Raw genomic sequence first — 21,078 nt, 5'->3', positions numbered from 1 at the left:
CGTTAGCCGGGAATGGCGTGCTCTTCAGCAAAGACCTTGCGGCAGACCGAAGCGCAGAAGGCGTGGCCGGTGCCATCGTGAGTGAGGGTGAAACGGGCGGTGGACAGTTCGACTGGCATTCCGCAAACCGGGTCGATGGTGTACCCGTCAGGGGGTTCCGCGCGATCGCCGGATTCTCGGTGGTCCCGCGTCATCAGTTCGGTGATCTCGGTGGCGCCGAGTTCCCGACCGAAGGTGCCGATGTTGTGTTCGCGCAGGCCGACAATCTGGATCACGCAGTGCGGCTCGCGGGTCAGCCGATCCGGATCGTTCTCGGTTTCGGCGATGGCCCTCGTTATCAGCGGAATTACGTGGTGGCCGATGTTGTTGTTGCTCCAGGATCCGGGGACGGTGATTCGTACCAGATAACGTGGCGCGGCGTCTAACTCCGGTCCGCCGGTCGCCCACACCTCGGGACTGCGCACCAGAACATGGGTTAATTCACGGGCTTTCTCCAGCACCGAGGCCGGTGCCCCGGGCTCCGTGGTCAGCTCGCGCAGGATGCGTTCGGCGAGGGCGCGTTTGCGTTCGGCGGTGAGTGTGTCGTCGGAGACGAACAGTTCGACGGTCATCATGGGCGTGTTTCCTTTGTCGGGCGCAGGGTAACGAAAACGACGAGCAGGAAAGCCGATACCGCGCACGCGGTGCGCGCGACATGGAATGCTTCCCAGCGGCTCAGGATCTCGGCGTAGTCGACCGGTGGATCGCTGACTGCCCATACCTTGATGTGCTGGTTGATCGGGACGTTGCCGAGCCGGGTGATCAGGAACGAGGCGACGGCCAGCACTGCCGCGCCGCCCGCGAGCCAGCGGTCCCGCGCGGATGAGCGCACGGCGAGCACCAGAGTGCTGAGTATTGTCGCGCCCATCAGCGATTGCATGACAAGGCCGTTCACGCTCATCAGCGCGGTATGAAAGGTGAAGCGTACGTCCAACGGAACCCTACGAAAGGCGTACAGGACATTGACCGCGCCGTAGCCGAACGCGCCCGCGAGCAGTCCGCCGAAAAACAGCGCGCAGGCTCTTGCCAGAAGTGGCCTTTCGATGTTCAGCACGGGTGACGCTCCGCTGTCGATGCGAGCGTGAGCAGTTCGTCGACCGACCACTGGTCGTAGACGTGCTCACCCTGTTTCGCGGCGAGCACGCGTCCGTCCGGAGCGATCAGGAAATCGCCCGGGAGCCCGAGGCCGCCGCCTTCGGGATTCGTGGGCGGGGCGGCCTGCTCGCCGCGCAGGGTCGCGCGTATGTCGTGTGCGACACCCCGCAGGATCGCGGGCCATCCGCGCGGGTCGAGCAGTGCGCGGGGTGAAGTCTCGACACCGAACTCGCGGTAGAGAATTCGAGACGGATCGGCGACCACGTCCAGCGGCAGCTCCGAGGTGTATTTGCGTAATTCCGCTGCGCTGGAATGGAACACGACCACCTCTCGAATGTTCGCCGCGGTGATGTCGCTTGCCCGCGTGACGATCGAGCGGAGGTGCAGATTGCACACCGGGCACCCGGCGAATCGGCGGAACTGCAGATGGATCAGGCAATCCGGGTCCGGCACCTGGATCTGCGCACCGGAGACGGTGACCAGTGTCCGGTCCTGGACGGTGGTCGGTAATGACATCGAGGGCTCCTTTTGTAGGTGTACCTTGTACGCCTACGTCCAGTATGCGCGTACCTTGTACGCTGTCAACCCATGCCCCGTCCTCGCTCGCTGACCACCGCGGATCTCGCCGCGGCTGCCCTCGCGGTGCTCGACCGCGAGGGTCTGTCCGCGCTCACCATGCGTGCGGTGGCTACCGAACTCGGCATGGCGACCATGGCTCTGTACCGCTACGTGCGCGACCGCGACGGGCTCGAGTTGCTCGTGGTGGACCACGTGTTCGCCTCGATCGACACGACGCTGCCCGTCGGGATCGACTGGCGGGCGCGGATGACGCTGCTGCTCGAACACATCCGAGCCGGTTTTTCGGCCCATCCGGCAGCGGTGCCGCTGGTGCTGCGGCACCGCCAGTCCTCGATCGCCTCGCTGCGGGTGATGGAAGCCATGCTCGCCGTGCTCGCCGAGGGCGGTTTCCACGGGCGGGCACGGGTGATCGCCCAGCGCACGCTGGTCGCCTTCCTTATCGGTTTCCTGCAGAACAAGCACTATGCGCCGCTGTCGGGTCGGGGGACGGTCGTGCTGTCCGAACTGTCCCCGGAGGACTATCCCCATCTGGCGCAAGCGGCCGGCCAGGCCAAGGACATGTCCGCTGACGACGAGTTCCGGGGTGGCGTGGAGATCGTGCTGCGCGGACTGAAGTCCTAGCGCGTGAGCGTGCGGTCAGAGCCGACGGCGCCGCCTATTCAGAAGGTCGCAGCGGCAGGGAGCTGGGTCGGGTCACCGGCCGCCCAGCGCAGCGGATCGGGACCCAGTTCGACCAGTTGCTCCACCTGCATCCGGCACCAGGGCGAGACCTCGAGGGTGCCGTCGCACACGCCGGTCGCGAAGCTGCGCCACGGTATCCATTCGGCGCCGTCCACTTCCTCGGGGTCTGCCTGGAGCGTGGTGGATTCAGCGGTGGCCGTGAAGACGGGGCACAGTTCGTATTCGACGATTCCGTTCGGCATTTCGGCGCGGTAGGAGAAAGCCGGCAGGACCAAGGTGATGTTTTCCGCCTTCACACCGAGTTCTTCGTGGACGCGACGTCGCACGGCGTCGGTGAGCGGCTCCTCCGGCGCGGGGTGGCCGCAGCAGCTGTTCGTCGTGACGCCTGGCCACGTTGCCTTCGCCGATGAGCGTCGGGTGACCAACAGGCGACGATCGCTGTCGAAGATGTAAGAGGAGAAAGCCAGATGAAGGGGGGTGTCTCGGTGATGCACCTGGTCTTTCGGGAGGTAGCCGACGGCTTCGCCGTCAGGTCCGCAGAGAACGACTGTGGGGCTCGGTAAAGCAGGGTGATTCATAGCGACGCCTGTTGTGGTGAAGGGAGCACGCTGTCGTGGACCGCCAGCGCTGGAGTGCGAGTGAGCAGCGCGTCGAAGGCGCGCTGCTGCTGTGTACCGTAGCAAGCGTGCTCGCGGGCGAGGAGCAGCCGCGAGTCCAACGGCGTGGGCCGAGTCGACGGAAAGGTCGAACAGCGGGTCGGGACGCACTTCGTGCTGCCGGCGCCAGCGAATCAGGCTACCGAATCCCACGATCGACGCGACGCATTCCCGTTGTTCCGCACACCGCCAAGCGGCAGACAGTTCGTGCAGCATTCCTGGCTCGGGATGCGGTGGAGCGAGTCTGTGATGGGCTCTGGCGAGTAGTCGTCCGGTGTATCGGTCGGCGACGACGATCGGCGCCCGCAACGCGCTCGCCTGGCTGACGGCGCGTGCGCTTTTGCCCACTCCGGTGGCGCCGACGAGGAGGGATGATTCGACATCGAGTCGGCGCGGCCCCGTCATGGCCTGGTCATTCTTCCGGTGCGCCGCGCGCAGCGACTTCGGCGGGAGTCGCGCAGCCATACCACTATCCATGATCGTGCTTCCAGATTCGTGCCTCGCCGCTCGGATCGAGTACGTCGTCCTCGAAGCGTTCGGCGTCTCGCAGATACTACAGGGATCTGTCCGTTTTTCAGGTCTATCTCACTTTTGGTGTGCGATGTGCGGTACCGCGCGCTGGGCCGCAAAGTTCTTCCAGGTCGGCTCACTGACATCGGCGCCGGCGAGACCAGGTTCTCGCCTAATCGGCGGCGCACTTCGCGCGAGAATAAACCAGCGGCGGCAGGTCGGCGGCAGCGGCCGAGACGTACCCGACGTGCCGGACTCCCGCTGCAGCGGCCCACAGCCGAATGTAGGGATTTCCCGACTTCACCAGCCCGTGTCCGCGCGGCAGACTCGAGCAACCGAATCACCGAAACGGGTACCGGCCCTGCCGGTCCCAGATGCAGGTAGTAATTGTGACTGGTCACGACATCAGCGCGGGTAGCGCCGCTACAGATCACCTGTGGATGCATTTCACTCGCCATTCCACTCAAGACACCTCGGCTGCGTCCGTTATCGTGCGCGGCGACGGCCCCTACATCTACGACGCGGCAGGCCGCCGCTACCTCGACGGATTGTCCGGGCTTTTCGTCGTGCAAGTCGGTCATGGCAGGCAGGAACTCGCCCAAGCGGCCGCCAAGCAGGCGGGCGAATTGGCGTACTTCCCACTCTGGTCCTATGCGCACCCACCCGCGATCGAATTGGCCGCGCGATTGTCCGACTTGGCGCCGGGTAATCTGAACCGAGTCTTCTTCACCACGGGCGGTTCCGAAGCGGTCGAGACGGCGTGGAAGCTCGCCCGTGCCTACTTCCGGCGCACCGGTCGTCCGCTCAAGCACAAGGCGATCTCGCGGGTGATGTCTTATCACGGCACTTCCATGGGCGCCTTGTCGATCACCGGAATGCCCGCCGCGCGTAATGATTTCGAACCGCTCGTGCCAACGGTCGTTCGCGTGCCGAATACGAACTACTACCGGCGACACCATCGGGCTTCGGACCTCTACGAATTCGGGCAGTGGGCCGCCGACCAGATCGCGGAAGCCATCGAACAGGAGGGGCCCGACACGGTCGCCGCGGTCTTCATCGAACCGGTGCAAAACGCGGGTGGCTGTATCCCGCCGCCACCAGGGTATCTTCGCCGTGTTCGAGAAATCTGCGACCGGTACGACGTCCTGCTCGTCGCTGATGAAGTAATCTGCGGATTCGGAAGGCTGGGCGAGTATTTCGGCTCGCAGCGCTATGACTTCCAACCCGACATCATCACCTGCGCCAAGGGGTTGACCTCCGGCTACGCCCAGCTCGGTGCGATGATCGCCGATGAACGTTTGGCCGAACCGTTCCGCGCCGATCGCGACTGGTTCGCACACGGTTTCACCTACGGTGGCCATCCCGTCGCGGCCGCGGTCGCTCTCGCCAACCTCGACATCATCGAGGGCGAACAGCTCAACGCGTACGTGCGCGCCAATACCGATGTCTTCCGTGGTTATCTCGAACGGCTTTATGACCTTCCCATCGTCGGCGATATCCGTGGCGACGGATTCTTTTTCGGCATCGAGTTGGTCAAGGACAAAGTGACTCGCGAAACGTTCACCACCGAGGAGAAAGAGGTGCTGTTGCGCGAACATGTGTCGAAGGCGCTGTTCGACGCGGGACTGTATTGCCGCGCCGATGACCGCGGTGACCCGATCATCCAGTTGGCCCCGCCGTTGATCTGCGACGAATCACATTTCGCCGAGATCGAGCAGATACTTCGAGCCGTACTCAGTGATGCTTGGCGGCGACTGTGACGGAGGTGCGCGAAGAAGTCACCCCGGTCGGGGCATTCATCGGTCGACACACGATGGCGGAACTCGAGGGTATCGATGCGGCGTTGCTGGATAACGAGGATCTGCTGCGCAAGATCCTCGCGGGGTCGCTGACCGTCGCCGGCGCCACGGTTCTCGACATCACGTCCAAAAGGTTTCAGCCGCAAGGCGTCACCGTCCTGTTGTTGCTGGCCGAGTCGCACGCGTCCATCCACACCTACCCCGAACTCGGCGCCGCGTTCGTAGACGTGTTCACCTGTGGTGAACGTGCGGACCCCGGGTACGCCACCCGTCTGGTGGCCGAGGCCCTCAAACCCACCACGCTCAACCTGCACACTGTCGCTCGCGGACACACCGAACGGATCGCCGCGAAAAACGGCGACGAGCCGCAGACCGGGTGATGCCGTCGGCATAGTCGATCGGCGCCAGGCGGGTCCGGAACGCTCCGGCTCGCCTGGTGACGCCGATCGTCGCGGCCGTCGGCACGACAATCTCGATGCCCGCGTGTCAGCGCGCTGAGCTGGACGATCAGTGCGTCGGTGACGCGATCTGCCAGTGCTCCTGGAGCGCGCCCGCGATCTGCGGGAGCACCGTCACCGGAATCCGCTTGCGGCGCAGGATCGCCCGGATCTCGGTGACCTGGTCCCGCTTGCGCAGGTCGTAGGCGCCCGAAACCGGGCGGACCACCGGAGCTATCGACAGCAGGACCAGCTCGCCGTAGGGTTCGTCGCCGCCGGACAGGTCCAGCGCCAGCGACCAGCGAGACCGTTCGTCGAGGGCGAACCGACCGGCCACCACACGATCCCAGTCGATGCTGGACACCGTCCACGGCGTGCGCTGGTAGATCGAGTGATCGGTCAGTACGACGGCATCCCGGGTGAACAGCGCCGACAGTACGGCGACGCCCGCGACGGCACCGGCCAGCAGGCCGGTGAACACCCGATTGATGCCGAACGCGGCGACGAACGCGCCGCAGATCGTCACGGTCATCATGAGCCCGAGCACGCTGTAGAGCGCTGCGCGCTGCGTCGGGACCACACCTGCCCGCACCGTTGTCATCTCACCTACCTGCCTCTGGCGCACTGCCGGGCATCACGGTACCGCCTGCTCGGCCGGCGGCGCATACTCCCTGGTGGATGGCTGCTGATGACCGCTGCTGGCGCGCATCCCCAATCCGGTCATCGCGCGCGGATATAGTCGAACTACTCCGCCTGGTTGGGCATGCCGATCCAGCAGTGTCGGCTCCTGGACCGACGAGTGTCAGTCGATGTCGATCACGATTTTGCCTCCGACGGTACCGCTGTCCACGATCGCATGGGCGTCGGCGACGGTGTCGAGCGTGAAGCGCCTGGGGTCGAGCAAGGGCTCGAGCGCTCCAGCGTCGGCGAGGGCGGCCGCCGCACGCATGATTTCCCCGTGGTGCTCCCGCCCCCTGCCCGTCAGCATGGGCAACAGGGTGAAAATACCCGAATAGGTGGCTCCGCGGAAGGAAAGGGGAGCCAGCCGATGGGTACCCCAGCCCAGGGCGCTCAGGACGTGGCCGGTGTAGGTGCGCGCCGCCGCGAAGGACGAATCGAGCACAGGACCGCCGACGGTGTCGAAGATGACATCGAAGCCTTCGCCGCCGGTGTGTTCAGCGACGTACTCGTCCACGGCAGTGGTTGTGTAGTCGATCGGCGTGGCCCCCAGGTGCTCTACGACCTGGAAGCGCGAGGGCGACACGGTGGCGAAGGCTTCGGCGCCGTGGGCACGTGCGATCTGAACGGCCACATGGCCGATACCACCGGCGCCCCCGTGGACGAGAACCTTCTGCCCTGCATGGACCTGCGCCCGGTCGACCAAGCCCTCCCACGCTGTGATGACGACCAAGGGCAGGGCCGCGGCCTCGCGCATGGTGAGCGAGGTCGGTTTATGGGCGAGCAGGCGAGCGTCGACTGCCGCGTACTCGGCGAGTGAGCCCTGCAGATCACCGACGCCACCGGTCATGCCGTAGACCTCATCGCCGGATGCGAAGTCGGTTACCCCCGCGCCGACCTGTTCGACTACGCCGGACAGATCCACGCCGAGTACGGCCGGCAGCGTGCTCTTGGCATGTGGAGCCTTGCCGGCCCGAATCTTGGTGTCCAGCGGGTTGACACCGCTGGCCTTCACCTTGACCAGCACCCGGCCCGGCCCCGCGGTGGGTTTGTCGATTTCGCTCAAAATCAGCGGAGTGCCGAACTCTTGCAGGACTACTGCGCGCATGATGTGCGCCTCTTTCCTGATGTGAACTTCTCACCGTTTCGAACCTGCTGATGTTTCCTTCGACAAATCACATCATCGCAGCTCGCAGGGCATCTCGGTCCGCATTCTCACCGACTGCAGAATGCGGTCGGTGGATCCGGACTCAGGCAGTGAGCGCGACCGCGGCCTCGGCGGTGTAGGCCAGGAAGGTCAGGCTTTCCTGAAAGTACAACTGGACTGTCGCCGCGTCGTGCGACAGATAACCGATGGACACGTCCTGGCCGACGCGGAGATCGAAGTCACCGCCGCGGGTCGTGAGCACGATCGCGCCGGTAATGGCGGGCGCCCACACGATCTCGCCCTCCGGGATCAGGCGTTCGATGTGCGTGCGGATCGGGTGCCCGTGGTCGGAGGTCTCGCTGACCTGGGTGAACAGATCGGCGCTGAGCAGCACCGAGTACGGCCCGTCGACACCGGCCAGGCGTAGCGCGCTCAACGCCTGTGCGATTGCCTCGGGGACCAGCCGGGGGTCGCTGGGCAGGGCGATCGGCTGGTTGGACGAACTCGCCCGTATCCCGGTGATGTTCGCGGCCGGGTACCCCTCGAAGATCGCGCGATCCTCGGCGAACGCGATCTTTTTCGCGGCGTCCTTCACCGGGTCCAGATCGGTGTCCTTGGCGCCGCGCTCGACGTTGTCGAGTTCCTCGCGTGACAGCGTGAACGGCACCCGCAGTTCCACCAACGGCGCGACCACACGCTGACGGGCCAGCACGCCGTCGCCGGGCGCCGCGATCGGTGTCGTATGACCGGTACCCGCCGCGGAGTAGTCGGCGCCGTGCGGGCCGGACAGATCGACGACGCGGCGGCCCGCGATGTGCCGCTTGAACGTGCGCGTCGACTCCTCCTCGATGGCCGCCCATGCCTCGGAAGTGACCGGCGCGAGTTCGCGATGCAGGTTGTTCATTGCCGAGTGCTCCTTTTCAACGTGCCGATACCGAGGGCGCCGTCACTGGTAAATGTGGCGGCACCGGGCCGCGCTGCCTGCTCGACGGCATCGGTTCCGAGGGAAGCGGGGCAATCCATGGATCGCCCCGTTTCCCACGGCGCGGGCGGAAGATCGTCGAGGAAATCGACGGTCGGTGTGAAGAACGAGGTGCCGGTGACGGCGAGGGAGAAGTCGAGGATGCGGTCGTACGCGGCGTCGTCGGTGCCGACGAACATCCGGGTGAGCATGCGTTCGGTGACGCTCGGTGTGGCCGCGTACGCGATGTAATAGGTGCCGAATTCACCGTCGCGCACGCTGCCGAACGGCATGTTTCCGCGCAGGATCTTGCGTTCGGTGCCGTCCGGATCGACGAGTGTGTTGACCGCGACATGCGAGTTGGCGGGTTTGTCCGCGTCGGACAACTCGAAGTCGTCCAGCTTGGTACGGCCGATTACGCGCTCCTGCTCTTCGATCGACAGAGCGCTCCAGTCCGCCAGCGGGTGCGTGTACTTCTGCACGATGACATAGCTGCCGCCGGTGAATTCCGGGTCCTCGTCGCCGATGAGCGCGGCGGACGCCGCCGCGCGGCCCTCCGGGTTCTCGGTGCCGTCGACGAAACCGAGCAGGTCGCGCTGCTCGAAATAGCGGAAGCCCACTGTCTCGTCGACAATCGTTGCCGCGCCGGCGAGCTCCCGGCCGATGGCCATGGCCAGCTCGAAGCAGGCGTCTTGCGCCTCGGCCTTGATGTGGAACAACAGGTCACCCGGCGTCGCGGGGGCGGTATGGCGCGCACCGACGAAGCCGGGGAACTCGTGCAGTTCGGCGGGCCTCGGCCCGGCGAACAGCCGGTCCCACGCGGCCGAGCCGATCGACGTGATGCAGGCGAGGCCGGCGCCCGACAGCCGGAAACCTACCGAGCGGCGCAGGCCGGAGATGTCGGCGAGCAGATCGCGTACCGCCGCTTCGCCACCCTTGTCTATGGTCGCGACCAGGAAGATCGCGGCGGGTGTGAGCGGTTCGAGGATCGGTTGCGGCTCACCCATGATCGACACACTAGTGCCCGGTCCGCCCGGCCGGCACGCATGACGTGGCTGTTATTTGGCCACTGTCAGCAAGAAGGCGACATCGTCGACGGCCTTGACGCTATGGCGTGCCTTGGGCACCACGATCAGGTCGCCCGCCGAGCCCTTCCATTCGTCGGTGCCGCTGATCAGGGTCAGCGTGCCGCTGAGCACCAGCAAGGTGGCGTCGCCCGCGTTGTCGTGCTCGGCCAGGCTCTGTCCCGCCGACAGGCCGACCACCGTCTGCCGTAACGAATGCGTGTGGCCGCCATAGATGGTTTGTGAACTGCGTCCGCTCGTGGCGGCAGCAGCCAACTTCAGTTGTTGGCGCGCGACCGCAGTCAGCGATTTCTTGTCCATGGACCGCCTTTCACAGATCACCCCAGCCGATGCCGGGCTGGTGGCAACGGCTTCTGGCGCTCGGACGGACGAAGGTCCGGCCGCCCCATATCCAGGAGTATGCCCGAGACCGCCGCGGCGCGGGTCGTGTTCGACCAGCCCGCACGCAGTCCGGCGTGTTCGACCTGGTCGACATGATTCGCGCGGCGCGGCGGTCGCCGATCAGCCGGTCCGCCCTCGCGTGTAGTGCCGGACGCGAAAGCGAAGGCCGGTCTTGGAGGTACGCCAGGGTTCCGGTTCGTCCGGTGTCCACTCCGGGCCGATCGGTGGTGCGTAGGCGTCGCCTTCGACGGTGGTCGCGATCTCGGTGACGTGCAGGTCGGTCGCGAAATCCATAGCAGCGCGGTAGATTTCGCTGCCACCTGCGATCCACACCGGGTCTGGCGCGCACCGTGCCAGCGCCTCGGGCACCCCCGCGGCGCGTTCGGCTCCCTCGGCCGCCCAGTCGGTCTGTCTGGTCACCACGATGTTGCGTCGCCCGGCCAGCGGACGAAATCGCGGCGGCAGCGAATCCCAGGTCCGCCGGCCCATTACGACGGGGTGGCCCCAGGTGACGTCCTTGAAGTTCGCCAGGTCCTCGGGCACGCGCCAGGGGATGCTGTTCTGGTAACCGATCACCCCCTCGCGGGTCTGCGCCCAGATCAGCCCGATCGTGCGGCTCACACCGCCACCGCGGCTTTGATGGCCGGATGATGCTGGTAACCGACCACTTCCACGTCCTCGTAGCGGTAGTCGAACAGCGTCGGCGCGGGCCGCAGCCGTAGCGTCGGGAACGGAAAGGGGTCGCGGCCGAGTTGCTCGGTGACCTGTTCGAGGTGGTTGTCGTAGATGTGGCAGTCGCCGCCGGTCCAGATGAAGTCCCCGGGCTCGAGTTCGGTCTGCTGGGCGATCATGTGGGTGAGCAGCGCGTAGCTGGCGATGTTGAACGGAACACCGAGGAACAGATCGGCACTGCGTTGATAGAGCTGGCACGACAGCTTGCCGTCGGCGACGTAGAACTGGAAGAACGCATGGCAGGGCGCCAACGCCATCTTGTCCAGTTCCGCCACGTTCCATGCGGAGACGATGATGCGCCGGGAATCCGGGTTGGTGCGCAGGGTGTGCAGCACCTGGGCGATCTGATCGATGTGGGTGCCGTCCGGCGTCGGCCACGAGCGCCACTGCGCGCCGTAGACCGGGCCGAGCTCGCCGTGCGCGTCGGCCCATTCATCCCAGATCGAGACGCCGTGTTCGCGCAGCCAGCCGACGTTGGAGTCGCCGCGCAGGAACCACAGCAACTCGTAGATGATCGACTTCAGGTGGACTTTCTTCGTGGTGATCAGCGGGAAGCCCGCGGTGAGGTCATAGCGCAACTGGTGGCCGAAGATGCTACGGGTGCCGGTCCCGGTGCGGTCTGCCTTCTTCGTGCCGGAGGCGAGCACCAGACGGAGCAGGTCCTCGTACTGGCTGTCGGGGGCGGAAGCCGGATGGAGCGAGTCAGGGGCCACACCTGGCAACTCTAGTCTTCCGCCGACCTGGCAAGCTCGCGGCCATGCGCAAGCTCTACGTGATCGGCATCGGCGCCGGCGACCCCGACCAGGTCACCGTGCAGGCCGTCAAGGCGATGCGGCGAGTGGAGGCGTTCTTCGTCATCGGCAAGGGCGAGGCCGCGCAGGAGTTGATCGACGTACGGACCGCGATCCTCGACGAGCACATGGACCACCCGTACCGGATCGTGCCGATCGCCGACCCGCCCCGTGATCGCCGACCCGCCGACTACGCGGGCGTCGTCGCGGATTGGCACGATCGCAGATCCGCGCTGCTGGAATCGGCCTTCGCCGAGGTGGACGGTGTCGGCGGCATTCTGGTGTGGGGTGATCCGGCGCTGTACGACAGCACCCTTCGGATGGTCGAGCGGGTGCTCGCGCACGGGAAGGTGACCTTCGACTACGAGGTGATCCCGGGGGTCACCAGCGCACAGGCACTGGCCGCACGACATCGCGTCGTTCTGCACGGCATCGGCGAACCACTGCACATCACCACTGGTCGTCGGCTGCGCGAGGAGGGGCTCGCCACGGCCAACGCGCTGGTCATGTTGGACGGTGACTGCGCGTTCACCGCGATTCCCGGCGATGACGTGCACATCTGGTGGGGCGCCTACCTCGGGATGCCCGATGAGACGTTGATCGAGGGCCCGCTGCCCGCGGTGCGGGACGAGATCGTCCGCCGCCGCGCGGAACTGCGCGCCCGCAAGGGCTGGATCATGGACAGCTATCTGTTGCGCCGCGGCCGATAGCCCGGCCTGGTCGCTACGGTGCGCGGGAACCCGCAGGTTGTCGGTGGGTCTGGGTAGTCTTGACGCGTGCCCGAGCTACCGGAAGTGGAGGCGTTGGCGCAGTTCCTCCGGGAACACGCGGTCGGCGCGGTGGTGGGGCGTGTCGACGTGGCCGCGCTGAGCGCGGTCAAGACGTTCGATCCCCCGGTCACCGCGTTGTCCGGCCGAGACGTGACCGGAGCAGGCCGGTGGGGGAAATTTCTCGGTATGGAATGCGGCGGGCTGTGGCTCGTGACGCATCTGTCGCGCGGTGGGTGGCTGCGCTGGATCGACGAACCCAGTCCGACCCCGCCGAAGCCCGGCGGCAAGAGTCCGCTGGCGCTGCGGGTGCATTTCTTCACCACGGAGGGTGCGACACCTGCCTTCGACCTGACCGAGGCGGGCACGAAGAAGCGTCTGGCGGTGTACATCGTCGAGGATCCCAAGATGGTGCCCGGCGTCGCCCGGCTCGGCCCCGACGCGCTCGAGGTGACCGAAGCGCAGTTCGCGGAGATCCTGCACGGCACTTCGCAACGGATCAAGACCGCCATTGTCGACCAGTCGTTGCTGGCGGGCATCGGAAACGCCTACTCCGACGAGATTCTGCACACCGCGCGGATCTCACCGTTCGCGAACACGAAGACTATGGCCGTGGACAAGGTCGCCGAGCTGTACTCGGCCATGCGTGCCGTACTCACCGACGCGGTGCGGCGGTCGGTCGGCCAGGACGCCGCCCGGCTCAAGGGCGAGAAGCGGTCCGGTATGCGGGTACATGCCCGCACCGGGCTGCCCTGCCCGGTCTGCGGCGACCTCGTCCGTGAGGTCTCCTACGCCGAGCGGTCGTTCCAGTATTGCCCGACCTGTCAGACCGGCGGCAAGGTGCTCGCGGACCGGCGGATGTCCCGGCTGTTGAAGTAACGCCGGCTCAGACCAGGGTGGGCGCTCGCACACCTTGCCAAGCAAGGCGTTTCGACTTGTCCGGATCATGCTCCAGTCGGGTGGGGTAGTCGATTATCAGGGTGGACCTGCGCTCCTCGGTATAAGCGGGCCACGAGGGCAACGGTGCGCCGGAGCGGGCGAACGTCAGCCAGTTGTCCTGGAACTGGTCGGTGACCGCGAGCAGCCCGCGTCGACCGCCCGCGGCGGTGAGGGCGCGGCCGAACGGGGTGTCCGCGGCGCCGAAGACCGGGAGGAGGTCGGTCGCATGGGTGGCGCCGAGCCGGGCGATATGCAGTGCGCGCGGCGCGAAGTCGTAGCGATAGGCATAGGTCGGCGCGTGCCGGCTGTGGCTTTCCATCACGGTCACCGAAGGACGCCAGAACGTGAAATCGCCACCGGCGCGTACCGCGGCCGTCGGACGCGGATAGCCGGAATAGGCTGCGGCGATCCGGGATTCGGCATCGTCGCCGGAGCCGGCGAGCGCGGCGCGCAGCCGATCCGGCGTGGTCGGCAGTTCGTCGATGAACCGCGCGAACAGCGTGCCTTCGTCCCGGGTCGTTCCGATGATCAGCGGCACCCGGTACGCGGTGCCCTCGCGGATCGCGTCGATCGGTGCCCGCGGCAGGTAATCACCGTCCACCACCGGGCATGCGGGATACAGCCCGGGTTGTTCGCGCAGCACCCGGTTGATGGTGCGGTCGACCGCGCGGCGGATGTCATTGGCGCCCGCGGTGCGCAGAGCGGTAGCGGCGGTGTCCGGTGTGGCGCCGAGCGCCGCGACGCAGCGGCGGGCGAAGACGCGCGCCTCATCGGCGGTCATCGCCCAGTCGGCGGGCGCGCTCTGCGCGATGGCCCGATGGAACAGGCCGTTCGCCGCGGGCGTGGCGAGCAGGCTGAGTACGGCGTGCGCGCCCGCCGACTCGCCGAAGATCGTCACGTTGTCCGGGTCTGCGCCGAACGCCGCGATGTTGGTGCGCACCCACTGCAGTGCGGCCACTTGGTCGCGCAGTCCGAGATTGCTGTCGAACGGGTGTTCCGGCGTGCCGAACTCGCTGAAATCGATGTAGCCGAACGCGCCCAGGCGGTAGTTCAGCGAAACCACGACCGCGTCGCCGCGCAGTGCCAGCCGCGACCCGGAGTACAGCGCCAGCGCGGACGTGCCGGTGAGGTAGCCGCCGCCGTGGATGAAGACCAGCACCGGGCGCGGCGCCGCGGATGGCCGCGTGGGCAGGGTGACATTCAGTGTCAGCGCGTCTTCGCTGGTCGGCTGGAAGCTGCGCGGTCCGGTCCTTGCGCCGGAGCGGTGCTGCATCGCCGCGGAGGTGAATGCGGTGGCCTGGCGAACACCGGACCAGGGGTCGACCGGTCGCGGGGCGCGAAATCGCAAGTCCCCCAATGGAGGAGCCGCGTAGGGGATGGACCGCCAGCGCGATACGCGGTTGCCACGGCGTCCGCGGACGACTCCGTCCGCGGTCGTGATATCTATCGTTGCCGCCATCCACCGATGGTAGCTAGGCGCGCCGCTGCTCCAACAGACGCAACCAGAATTCGCTTACGGCCGGGAATGCTGGCACCGCGTGCCAGATCGTCGCGAGCGGCACCCGACCGACCACCGCGATCGTCGCCGCGTGCAACTGTTCGCCCACGTCCGGCCCGACGAATGTGGCGCCGAGCAGCGTGTCGGTAGCGCTGTCGACCACCAGTTTCGCGTGGCCGGCGTAGTCGTCGCGCGCCAGGGACGATCCGGCCACCGCGATGTCGAGTTCCACCGTCTCGACCGCGTGGCCCGCCGCCCTGGCCGCCGCCTCGGTGAGCCCGACGGAGGCGACCTCGGGTGCGGTGAACACCACTTGCGGCACCTTGCCGTGGTCGGAACTCGCGAAGAACTTCGCGTCGTCCAGCGGCCTGCCCTCGGCCCGTGCCGCGATCACGTCGCCGCACACTCTGCCCTGGTACTTGCCCATATGCGTGAGCGCCACGCGCCCGTTCACATCGCCGACGGCGTACAACCACTCGCCCGCGACAGCGGTTACGGCGAGATGGTCGTCGACCGCGACGTAACCGTCGGGTAGCCCGACCGTGGTCAGCCCCAGTCCCGCGCTGGAAGGCGCCCGTCCCGCCGCGACCACGATCTCGTCGACAACGATCTGCGACTCGCCCTCCGCGCTGCGCAACCGGACCGTGGCGGGACCGCCATGGATCCAGCCCTCGCCGGTGTCCGTGGCCGCCGGGCGCTCGACAGCGGTCGGTACGGTGCCGAACCGCACCCGCACGCCCGCCGCGGTGAACGCCGCGGCCACCCGCTCACCCGCGAACTGCTCGGCCGAGGCGAGGAGTGCGGAGCCGCGCACGAGCACGGTGACCTCGGCGCCCAGCGCGGCCAGCCAGGTCGCCGCCTCGCAGGCCACCACGCCGCCGCCGACCAGGGCGACCCGGCGCGGGACCTCGTGCAGATTGGTGACGTCGCGGGAGATCCACGGCAGCGCCGCGCGCAGGCCGGGCACATCGGGGACGTTGGCGGTGGTCCCGGTGGCCAGCACCACCGCATGCCTGGCGCGCAGCTGCCGCCCGTCGACGTCCACCAGGCGCTCCCCGGCCAGGCGGCCCGCGCCGCGCACGACCTCGATATGACTGTGCCGGGCCCAGTCGACCTGCGACGAGTCGTCGTGGTCGTGCACGAACGCGTCACGGCGGCGCAGCACGGCCGCCACATCGAGTCCGGTGGCGGAGACGCCCGGCATGGTTCGTGCGGCCGCCAGCACGTGGCCCGGCCGCAGGAGCGCTTTGCTGGGGATGCAGGCCCAATACGAACATTCGCCGCCGACGAGTTCGCGCTCGACGATGGCTGCGGTGCGGTCGCTACCCGCGATGGCGTAGGCGGCGGCATTCTCGCCGGCCGGCCCGCCACCGATCACGATGACGTCGTACTCGGTTGGTGTACTCGACATGGCGGCGGCTACTGCAGGTAGCCCTCGACCTGCGACACCGAATTGGCCTGGACTCCGTCGGACGACTCGCCCAGGTCGGCTCGTGCCCTGCGATGCCGTAGCAGGTCCCAGGCCTGATCCAGCATCACTTCGAGTTCGGCCAGACGCTGGCGTTCGGTCTTCGGATCCAGCTCACCATTGGTTGCCTGCGAGCGCAGTTTGTGCTCCTGGTCCACCAGATCCTTGATGCGCGCCAAGATGTCCTGTTCGCTCATGCAGACCATGCTACGGGCAGGCTCAGGCAATCGGCGGCGATCGGGACCGCCGCGACCAGGTCCGACCAGGACAGGGCGGTGTAGCCGAGGGCGACGCCGAAGTGGTCGCGGCGGGGCCCGAGATGGTGTCGGGCCAAGCCGTCGAGCGCGACGCCGCGTGCCTGTCCCGCCGCGACAACGCGCTGCTCGGTCTGCGCCGAATCCACCGGGACGACGACATGAGAACCGGCGTCGTCGCCGAGGACGGCGAGCCCGCGCCGGCGCAGTTCGGTCACCACCAGTGCGCGACGGGGCGGCAACGCGCGGCGCAGCCGGCGCAGGTGCCTGGCCAGATCGCCCTGCGCGGCGAAGGCCGCGAGCACCTGCTGGCTCGCTGAGCTCGGGCTGGTACCGGTCCGCTCCCGATGGGCGAGCACTGCCTCGGCGACCTCGGGTGCGGCGAGCAGCCAGCCGACGCCGAGGCTCGGGGACAGAATCTTGCTCGTCGTGCCGAGGTGGACCACGACATCCGGAGCCATGGTGGCGAGCAGTGGCAGCGGTGCGGCGTCGTAGCGCAATTCGCCGTCGTAATCGTCTTCCAGCACGAGGATTCCGGATCGGCGCGCGTGTTCGACCAGCTCCACCCTGCGGGCCGCCGGCATCCGCGCGCCGAGCGGAAACTGGTGTGCCGGTGTGCAGTACACGGCCTTCGCCTTCGGCGGCAACAAGTCGACACGCAAGCCGTGCTCGTCCACCGGAACCGGAAGGACCTGAAGACCAGCCGCGGCGAATGCTCCTGCCGCCCGCTGGTAGCCCGGGTCCTCCATGGCGACGACCTCACCTGGACGCAGCAGAGTGGCAGCCAATTCGGCTACAGCGGAGCTGGTTCCGGCGGTGGCGAGCAGCACGGTTTCGCTTCCCGCGCCGAGACCGCGGTGGCGTAGCAAGTGTTCGATCACCGCCGTGCGGAATTCCGGTTCGCCTGCTCGGTCCTTGCGCACCAGCGGAGCGTGATCGGCGGCGGAGCGCCAAGCCCGGCGCCAGGCGGCTGGATCGATGGCTTCGGTGCACGGAGCGCCGGGGCCGAGGTCGAACAGCTGCGGTGCGGCGTCCGTGTTGCCGGCTACCGCGTCGCGCGCGGGCACCGCGGCCGGGGCAGTGGTCAGATAGGTGCCGGACCCGCGCTTGCCACTGATCCAGCCCTCCGCGTGCAACTGGTCGTAGGCGGCGGCCACCACGGTGCGGCTCACGCGGAGCCGATCGGCCAACGCGCGAGAGGACGGCAACCGGTCGCCGCTGCGCAGCAGTCCGGTCGCCGCCGCGTGCCGCAGACCGTCGGCGACCTGCACCGAGAGCGGTTCGGGCAGCTCTCGATCGAGGGCGAGCGGCAGGTCGAGCACGGGGCACCTCGCATAGTGGCCTGCAAAAATATCGTTGGATTGGCACTTTGATAATGCCACTTAGGGACCGATGCTGAGCATATGACCGATTCAGCCAGCTCACGGCCTCCGCTGTCGCCGACACCGCGCAGCACACCTACCCGACTGCGGGACCGCGCTCGGGCCGATCGGGCCGACCTGGACGCTGTGCTCGACGCCGGGCTCGTCTGCCATCTGGGTGTGCTGCTCGGCGGGGCGCCGGTGGTGCTGCCGACCGCCTACGGGCGCGACGGAGACACGCTCTACCTGCATGGCTCGACTGGTGCGGGAAACCTGCGCGCGGCGAGCGCGGCGGAGGTCTCGGTGGCGGTAACTCTGGTCGACGGCGTGGTCTACGCGCGTTCGGCCATGCATTTCTCGATGAACTATCGCTGCGCGGTGGTACTCGGTCGCGCCGTCGAGGTCACCGACTCCTATGAGCGGATACACGGGCTGCGGGTGGTTGTCGAACACGCCGCACCGGGCGCCTGGTCACGGGTTCGCTCGCCGAGCGCCAAGGAACTCGCCGCGACCATGGTGCTCGCCCTCGATCTCACTGAGGCGTCGGTGAAGATCCGCGTGGGCGATCCCGAAGACGACCCGGCCGATATCGAGGCCGGCGGGGTATGGGCCGGGGTGCTGCCGGTGCGTCAGATGTGGGGCGCGCCAGTCGACTCCGGCGACCTGGCGCCCGGCATCGCCGTTCCATCCGACGTACTCCGGCGGACTGAACCCGGCCTGGCTCCGATGCGCTGATCAGTGGGCCTCGATCCGTCGGCCGGCCTGCCGGTCGCTACCCGGCCCACCTGGGTCGCGGCCTGGCCGCGGGGTCGGCCGCCGACCGAACAGCGCTTCCCCGCCGATCGCGGCCGAGCCGAAGACAAGCGGGCATCGTCTCGGCCGGGTTCGTCATCGGACCGACAGCGAAGGTCACCGGCGACTGTGCCGAGCTTGTCACCGTCTGATGGTGATCACGTGGGAATTGGTGAAGGACCGTGTCATATCCCAGTCGAACGGCAAGTCGGGTGCTACAGGCGCATCTCAGAACACGAATTGAGTTCCGTAGCCCGTCGTTTGGACGGAGCCGTTCCTTGCGTCGGCGCGGACGGTGACAAATGGTATGGCCGAGGCAACCGGGAGGCACGAGTTGATGTTCAACGGGGTGTTGCTGTGTGCGAACGTGTAGGGGAACATCGCATCCTCGTCCAGGTTCGCTACGCCGATTACCACCGCAGTCACAATGCCGGGGGCCAGAGTTACGTCCAGACCCAATTCGACGTCCGCCTCGACACCGACGGTGGGCTGGATACCGACGCTGCCGCCGATGGTGACGCTCGGCGGAGCGTCCATCTCCAGATTGACGGCCCCATCGAGGCTGACGAAGGGTGTGATCGAGGCATCGACGCCGACACCGGGGGAGATGCCGATCGTGAAACCATTGGAAAGGTCCACGGCGCAGCCGATCAGATACCCGACGGCGATCTGTCCGCTGCGTAGCGCCGAGACTCCGTCGAGCACGACCGAGTAGTCCCCGGACACCTTGACCGAGTGCGCGAAGGGTATTCCGAATGGAATATCGCCACCGGCGGGTACCGCACGGTTCGAATCCACTGCCGCGATCACATGCATTCCGCGTGAGCTGAGTTCCCCTGGCTCCGCGCCGGCCGTGGTGTCGGCGACAGCGCCGGTCGCGGCCACCAGTACGGCGGTCAGCGCGGCCAGGAAACGCGAACGCTTGCGGTTCATCACGCTCCAGTCGAGTGGTCGTCGAAACGGAACTTCACGCGCGGCCTTGCACCCCAATGATCGTCATGGATTCTGTTCGGCGGGTGTGGACCGGCACTCTACCGTCAGGTTCAACTCGGTGGCAGTAATCGCTCCGGTGCGGCGAGTTGCCGACATGATCGGCAACAGTGCTGGTAGGGCCGTGTTGATGATCGGCTCGCCGGTCGCCGGACGGCTCGATACCGGCGGTGGCTTCGCGGGCCCGAACTCACCACGCGTATGCCGACAGCCCGGCCGAGGTTGTCGTGTGCAACGCTAATTCGCGTAGTGCGGCGGCGGATTCGATGCGCGCCGGGTCCAGACCGACCAGGCTGAGCACATAATCGTCGCCGATACGACACAGGTAGCCGGAAAGTCTGGTGCGCGGCAGTCGTGCGGCGGTGAGATCGGGATGGATGGCGCGGGCGGCGACGCCGGTGCAACGGTGCGGGCCCAGTGCCCGCAGCCTGGCGGGCAATGTTCCGATATTGGAACACAGGATGTCTCGCTCGCCCGCGCCCTTGGACAGCGCATGGGCCCAGCGGTCCGGGATCACCTGGAGTAGTTCCGCGGGCATACCGCCGGGTGCGTGAATCCGGCGCTCGTAGGCGAATCTGGCCGATGCGCGGATTGTCGCTGGGGTGTCGCTGCGGCTGACCGCGATCGCTGTCATGGCGAGATCGTTGTCGACCCGGGGTTCGTCGCGGGTGTCGATGGGAAGGCTGGCTTCGATTGTGCTGTTCGGAAATCCGCTGTGCCACAGAATTGTCACGACGAGTTGGATGAACAGACTGTTGGCCGTACCGCCGGTGGTCGCGGCGGCACGGTCCCACTCCGGGGCCGGGCATTGCAGGATCGCGCTGTGTGTGACCGGTCCGGTCGGTATCGTCGGCTCCGGCGCCCGAGTCGTGACGGCGGGGTTGCGGGGAATGCCGCGACGTATCGCGGCAGCGGTGCCGCGCAGCACAATCGACCATTGGCGCAAGGCATCGAACCACTCCGATTCGCTCGCCCCCGATTCCGGTACCTCCGGGTGGGGGTCACCCAGCGCGCGGTCCACGGCGAAGACCAGCGCGCGGCCGTCGGCAAGCGCGTGCGAGCAGGTGAGCGCGACGACCGAGCCGCCGTCCACCATTCCGGCGGTCGAAAGTCGCCATCCCGGAACGGATTCCGGGTCGATGTCGCTGCCCTGTGCGTCGGCCCAGTCCATTAGAGCTGCATCGGACAGGACGCCCTCGGTGCTTACGAGCTGATGGGCGCGGGTGTTGCGCTGCCAGGACCGGCGTGCGCCGGGTACCCGCGGACGGCTCACCCTGCGCCCCAGCGGTCCTGAACGCAAGGCGGAGTGCACCTGTGCCAGCAGCGCCGGTTCGACCCGGTCGGCGGTGCGCCACAGCCCTTGCAGCGCGATCGGGGTGCCCAGCCCGCGGTGGGTGCGCAGAAAGATCTCGTCGACGACGCGCAGGCGTCCCATCGT

The 21,078-nt window shown here is 67.3% G+C and carries 23 protein-coding genes and 1 pseudogene; 6 read left to right on the top strand and 18 right to left on the bottom strand.

What is annotated here, in order from left to right; translation table 11 throughout:
• Positions 1 to 2: 2 nt before the first annotated feature.
• The 3 genes from AB0B25_RS02905 to AB0B25_RS02895 are packed head-to-tail and all read right to left on the bottom strand — an operon-like array spanning position 3 to position 1,650.
• Positions 3 to 614: an ATPase gene (locus AB0B25_RS02905; RefSeq protein ID WP_357173761.1), complete on the bottom strand. Its 612-nt coding sequence runs from the start codon at positions 612 to 614 to the stop codon at positions 3 to 5.
• Complete coding sequence (locus tag AB0B25_RS02900; RefSeq protein WP_357173758.1) at positions 611 to 1,093, bottom strand: DUF1772 domain-containing protein; 483 nt, start codon at positions 1,091 to 1,093, stop codon at positions 611 to 613. The genes AB0B25_RS02905 and AB0B25_RS02900 overlap by 4 nt, the downstream gene beginning before the upstream one ends.
• Positions 1,087 to 1,650 carry a peroxiredoxin-like family protein gene (locus AB0B25_RS02895; protein ID WP_357173755.1) on the bottom strand — a complete coding sequence of 188 codons (564 nt, stop codon included), beginning with the start codon at positions 1,648 to 1,650 and terminating at the stop codon, positions 1,087 to 1,089. The genes AB0B25_RS02900 and AB0B25_RS02895 overlap by 7 nt, the downstream gene beginning before the upstream one ends.
• A gap of 72 nt (positions 1,651 to 1,722) precedes the next feature.
• Between AB0B25_RS02895 and AB0B25_RS02890 the strand changes: the two genes are divergently transcribed.
• Positions 1,723 to 2,334 (top strand): TetR/AcrR family transcriptional regulator C-terminal domain-containing protein, encoded by a 612-nt coding sequence (locus AB0B25_RS02890; RefSeq protein ID WP_357173752.1) that lies wholly within the window; start codon positions 1,723 to 1,725, stop codon positions 2,332 to 2,334.
• A 38-nt stretch (positions 2,335 to 2,372) separates the two neighbouring features.
• Here the strand turns inward: AB0B25_RS02890 and idi are convergent, their stop codons facing one another.
• Positions 2,373 to 2,972 carry an isopentenyl-diphosphate Delta-isomerase gene (gene idi, locus AB0B25_RS02885; RefSeq protein ID WP_357174143.1) on the bottom strand — a complete coding sequence of 200 codons (600 nt, stop codon included), beginning with the start codon at positions 2,970 to 2,972 and terminating at the stop codon, positions 2,373 to 2,375.
• Positions 2,973 to 3,134: 162 nt separating this feature from the next.
• Positions 3,135 to 3,455, bottom strand: a pseudogene (locus AB0B25_RS02880) (isopentenyl transferase family protein); the annotation flags it as partial.
• 494 nt (positions 3,456 to 3,949) lie between these two features.
• Here AB0B25_RS02880 and AB0B25_RS02875 point away from each other — a divergent pair.
• Together AB0B25_RS02875 and speD are read left to right on the top strand one after the other, a co-directional pair.
• Positions 3,950 to 5,320 carry an aspartate aminotransferase family protein gene (locus tag AB0B25_RS02875; protein WP_357173749.1) on the top strand — a complete coding sequence of 457 codons (1,371 nt, stop codon included), beginning with the start codon at positions 3,950 to 3,952 and terminating at the stop codon, positions 5,318 to 5,320.
• 5 nt (positions 5,321 to 5,325) lie between these two features.
• Positions 5,326 to 5,739 (top strand): adenosylmethionine decarboxylase, encoded by a 414-nt coding sequence (speD, locus tag AB0B25_RS02870; protein WP_357173746.1) that lies wholly within the window; start codon positions 5,326 to 5,328, stop codon positions 5,737 to 5,739.
• 127 nt (positions 5,740 to 5,866) lie between these two features.
• Here the strand turns inward: speD and AB0B25_RS02865 are convergent, their stop codons facing one another.
• The 7 genes from AB0B25_RS02865 to AB0B25_RS02835 all read right to left on the bottom strand — a co-directional run bounded on the left by AB0B25_RS02865 (position 5,867) and on the right by AB0B25_RS02835 (position 11,493).
• Positions 5,867 to 6,397 (bottom strand): hypothetical protein, encoded by a 531-nt coding sequence (locus AB0B25_RS02865; protein WP_357173743.1) that lies wholly within the window; start codon positions 6,395 to 6,397, stop codon positions 5,867 to 5,869.
• Positions 6,398 to 6,598: 201 nt separating this feature from the next.
• Complete coding sequence (locus AB0B25_RS02860) at positions 6,599 to 7,582, bottom strand: zinc-dependent alcohol dehydrogenase family protein (protein ID WP_357173740.1); 984 nt, start codon at positions 7,580 to 7,582, stop codon at positions 6,599 to 6,601.
• Between the two features lie 142 nt (positions 7,583 to 7,724).
• Positions 7,725 to 8,525: a family 1 encapsulin nanocompartment shell protein gene (locus tag AB0B25_RS02855; protein ID WP_357173737.1), complete on the bottom strand. Its 801-nt coding sequence runs from the start codon at positions 8,523 to 8,525 to the stop codon at positions 7,725 to 7,727.
• Positions 8,522 to 9,589 carry a Dyp-type peroxidase gene (locus tag AB0B25_RS02850; protein ID WP_357173734.1) on the bottom strand — a complete coding sequence of 356 codons (1,068 nt, stop codon included), beginning with the start codon at positions 9,587 to 9,589 and terminating at the stop codon, positions 8,522 to 8,524. Before AB0B25_RS02850 ends, AB0B25_RS02855 begins: the two co-directional genes overlap by 4 nt.
• A gap of 51 nt (positions 9,590 to 9,640) precedes the next feature.
• Positions 9,641 to 9,967 (bottom strand): cupin domain-containing protein, encoded by a 327-nt coding sequence (locus AB0B25_RS02845; protein WP_357072795.1) that lies wholly within the window; start codon positions 9,965 to 9,967, stop codon positions 9,641 to 9,643.
• Between the two features lie 201 nt (positions 9,968 to 10,168).
• The gene (locus AB0B25_RS02840; protein ID WP_357173731.1) at positions 10,169 to 10,669 is read right to left on the bottom strand and encodes a dihydrofolate reductase; all 501 of its coding nucleotides are present in this window, start codon (positions 10,667 to 10,669) and stop codon (positions 10,169 to 10,171) included.
• The gene (locus AB0B25_RS02835; RefSeq protein ID WP_357173728.1) at positions 10,666 to 11,493 is read right to left on the bottom strand and encodes a thymidylate synthase; all 828 of its coding nucleotides are present in this window, start codon (positions 11,491 to 11,493) and stop codon (positions 10,666 to 10,668) included. The genes AB0B25_RS02840 and AB0B25_RS02835 overlap by 4 nt, the downstream gene beginning before the upstream one ends.
• 44 nt (positions 11,494 to 11,537) lie before the next feature.
• Between AB0B25_RS02835 and cobF the strand changes: the two genes are divergently transcribed.
• Positions 11,538 to 12,281 carry a precorrin-6A synthase (deacetylating) gene (gene cobF / locus AB0B25_RS02830; protein ID WP_357173725.1) on the top strand — a complete coding sequence of 248 codons (744 nt, stop codon included), beginning with the start codon at positions 11,538 to 11,540 and terminating at the stop codon, positions 12,279 to 12,281.
• A gap of 66 nt (positions 12,282 to 12,347) precedes the next feature.
• Complete coding sequence (locus AB0B25_RS02825; RefSeq protein WP_357173722.1) at positions 12,348 to 13,217, top strand: DNA-formamidopyrimidine glycosylase family protein; 870 nt, start codon at positions 12,348 to 12,350, stop codon at positions 13,215 to 13,217.
• Positions 13,218 to 13,224: 7 nt separating this feature from the next.
• Here the strand turns inward: AB0B25_RS02825 and AB0B25_RS02820 are convergent, their stop codons facing one another.
• From AB0B25_RS02820 to AB0B25_RS02805, 4 genes are read right to left on the bottom strand one after another with little or no spacing between them, the layout of a single operon-like run.
• Positions 13,225 to 14,736 carry a carboxylesterase/lipase family protein gene (locus AB0B25_RS02820; protein WP_357173719.1) on the bottom strand — a complete coding sequence of 504 codons (1,512 nt, stop codon included), beginning with the start codon at positions 14,734 to 14,736 and terminating at the stop codon, positions 13,225 to 13,227.
• 13 nt (positions 14,737 to 14,749) lie between these two features.
• Positions 14,750 to 16,186 carry an NAD(P)/FAD-dependent oxidoreductase gene (locus AB0B25_RS02815; protein ID WP_357173716.1) on the bottom strand — a complete coding sequence of 479 codons (1,437 nt, stop codon included), beginning with the start codon at positions 16,184 to 16,186 and terminating at the stop codon, positions 14,750 to 14,752.
• An 8-nt stretch (positions 16,187 to 16,194) separates the two neighbouring features.
• On the bottom strand, positions 16,195 to 16,440 hold the full coding sequence (locus AB0B25_RS02810) for a DUF2630 family protein (protein ID WP_357173714.1): 246 nt from the start codon (positions 16,438 to 16,440) through the stop codon (positions 16,195 to 16,197).
• Entirely contained in the window at positions 16,437 to 17,819 is a 1,383-nt protein-coding gene (locus AB0B25_RS02805; protein WP_357173712.1) for a PLP-dependent aminotransferase family protein, read from the bottom strand. The genes AB0B25_RS02810 and AB0B25_RS02805 overlap by 4 nt, the downstream gene beginning before the upstream one ends.
• Positions 17,820 to 17,900: 81 nt before the next feature.
• Between AB0B25_RS02805 and AB0B25_RS02800 the strand changes: the two genes are divergently transcribed.
• On the top strand, positions 17,901 to 18,593 hold the full coding sequence (locus AB0B25_RS02800) for a pyridoxamine 5'-phosphate oxidase family protein (protein ID WP_357173709.1): 693 nt from the start codon (positions 17,901 to 17,903) through the stop codon (positions 18,591 to 18,593).
• Positions 18,594 to 18,878: 285 nt separating this feature from the next.
• Here the strand turns inward: AB0B25_RS02800 and AB0B25_RS02795 are convergent, their stop codons facing one another.
• Complete coding sequence (locus AB0B25_RS02795; RefSeq protein WP_357173705.1) at positions 18,879 to 19,583, bottom strand: MspA family porin; 705 nt, start codon at positions 19,581 to 19,583, stop codon at positions 18,879 to 18,881.
• A gap of 247 nt (positions 19,584 to 19,830) precedes the next feature.
• Positions 19,831 to 21,075: a hypothetical protein gene (locus AB0B25_RS02790; RefSeq protein WP_357173702.1), complete on the bottom strand. Its 1,245-nt coding sequence runs from the start codon at positions 21,073 to 21,075 to the stop codon at positions 19,831 to 19,833.
• Between the last annotated feature and the right edge of the window lie 3 nt (positions 21,076 to 21,078).

Source organism: Nocardia sp. NPDC049190 (assembly GCF_040648115.1).
Classification (GTDB): domain Bacteria; phylum Actinomycetota; class Actinomycetes; order Mycobacteriales; family Mycobacteriaceae; genus Nocardia.
Note: the sequence above shows the minus strand (reverse complement) of the source record. Positions and strands in the feature narration are given on the sequence as shown.

Bases quoted from the DNA above. Each gene is read 5' to 3' on its own strand.
- AB0B25_RS02905 (WP_357173761.1), bottom strand. From the start codon at position 614: ATGATGACCGTCGAACTGTTCGTCTCCGACGACACACTCACCGCCGAA.
- AB0B25_RS02895 (WP_357173755.1), bottom strand. From the start codon at position 1,650: ATGTCATTACCGACCACCGTCCAGGACCGGACACTGGTCACCGTCTCC.
- AB0B25_RS02890 (WP_357173752.1), top strand. From the start codon at position 1,723: ATGCCCCGTCCTCGCTCGCTGACCACCGCGGATCTCGCCGCGGCTGCC.
- idi (WP_357174143.1), bottom strand. From the start codon at position 2,972: ATGAATCACCCTGCTTTACCGAGCCCCACAGTCGTTCTCTGCGGACCT.
- AB0B25_RS02865 (WP_357173743.1), bottom strand. From the start codon at position 6,397: ATGACAACGGTGCGGGCAGGTGTGGTCCCGACGCAGCGCGCAGCGCTC.
- AB0B25_RS02860 (WP_357173740.1), bottom strand. From the start codon at position 7,582: ATGCGCGCAGTAGTCCTGCAAGAGTTCGGCACTCCGCTGATTTTGAGC.
- AB0B25_RS02855 (WP_357173737.1), bottom strand. From the start codon at position 8,525: ATGAACAACCTGCATCGCGAACTCGCGCCGGTCACTTCCGAGGCATGG.
- AB0B25_RS02850 (WP_357173734.1), bottom strand. From the start codon at position 9,589: ATGGGTGAGCCGCAACCGATCCTCGAACCGCTCACACCCGCCGCGATC.
- AB0B25_RS02845 (WP_357072795.1), bottom strand. From the start codon at position 9,967: ATGGACAAGAAATCGCTGACTGCGGTCGCGCGCCAACAACTGAAGTTG.
- cobF (WP_357173725.1), top strand. From the start codon at position 11,538: ATGCGCAAGCTCTACGTGATCGGCATCGGCGCCGGCGACCCCGACCAG.
- AB0B25_RS02820 (WP_357173719.1), bottom strand. From the start codon at position 14,736: ATGGCGGCAACGATAGATATCACGACCGCGGACGGAGTCGTCCGCGGA.
- AB0B25_RS02815 (WP_357173716.1), bottom strand. From the start codon at position 16,186: ATGTCGAGTACACCAACCGAGTACGACGTCATCGTGATCGGTGGCGGG.
- AB0B25_RS02810 (WP_357173714.1), bottom strand. From the start codon at position 16,440: ATGAGCGAACAGGACATCTTGGCGCGCATCAAGGATCTGGTGGACCAG.
- AB0B25_RS02800 (WP_357173709.1), top strand. From the start codon at position 17,901: ATGACCGATTCAGCCAGCTCACGGCCTCCGCTGTCGCCGACACCGCGC.
- AB0B25_RS02795 (WP_357173705.1), bottom strand. From the start codon at position 19,583: ATGAACCGCAAGCGTTCGCGTTTCCTGGCCGCGCTGACCGCCGTACTG.
- AB0B25_RS02790 (WP_357173702.1), bottom strand. From the start codon at position 21,075: ATGGGACGCCTGCGCGTCGTCGACGAGATCTTTCTGCGCACCCACCGC.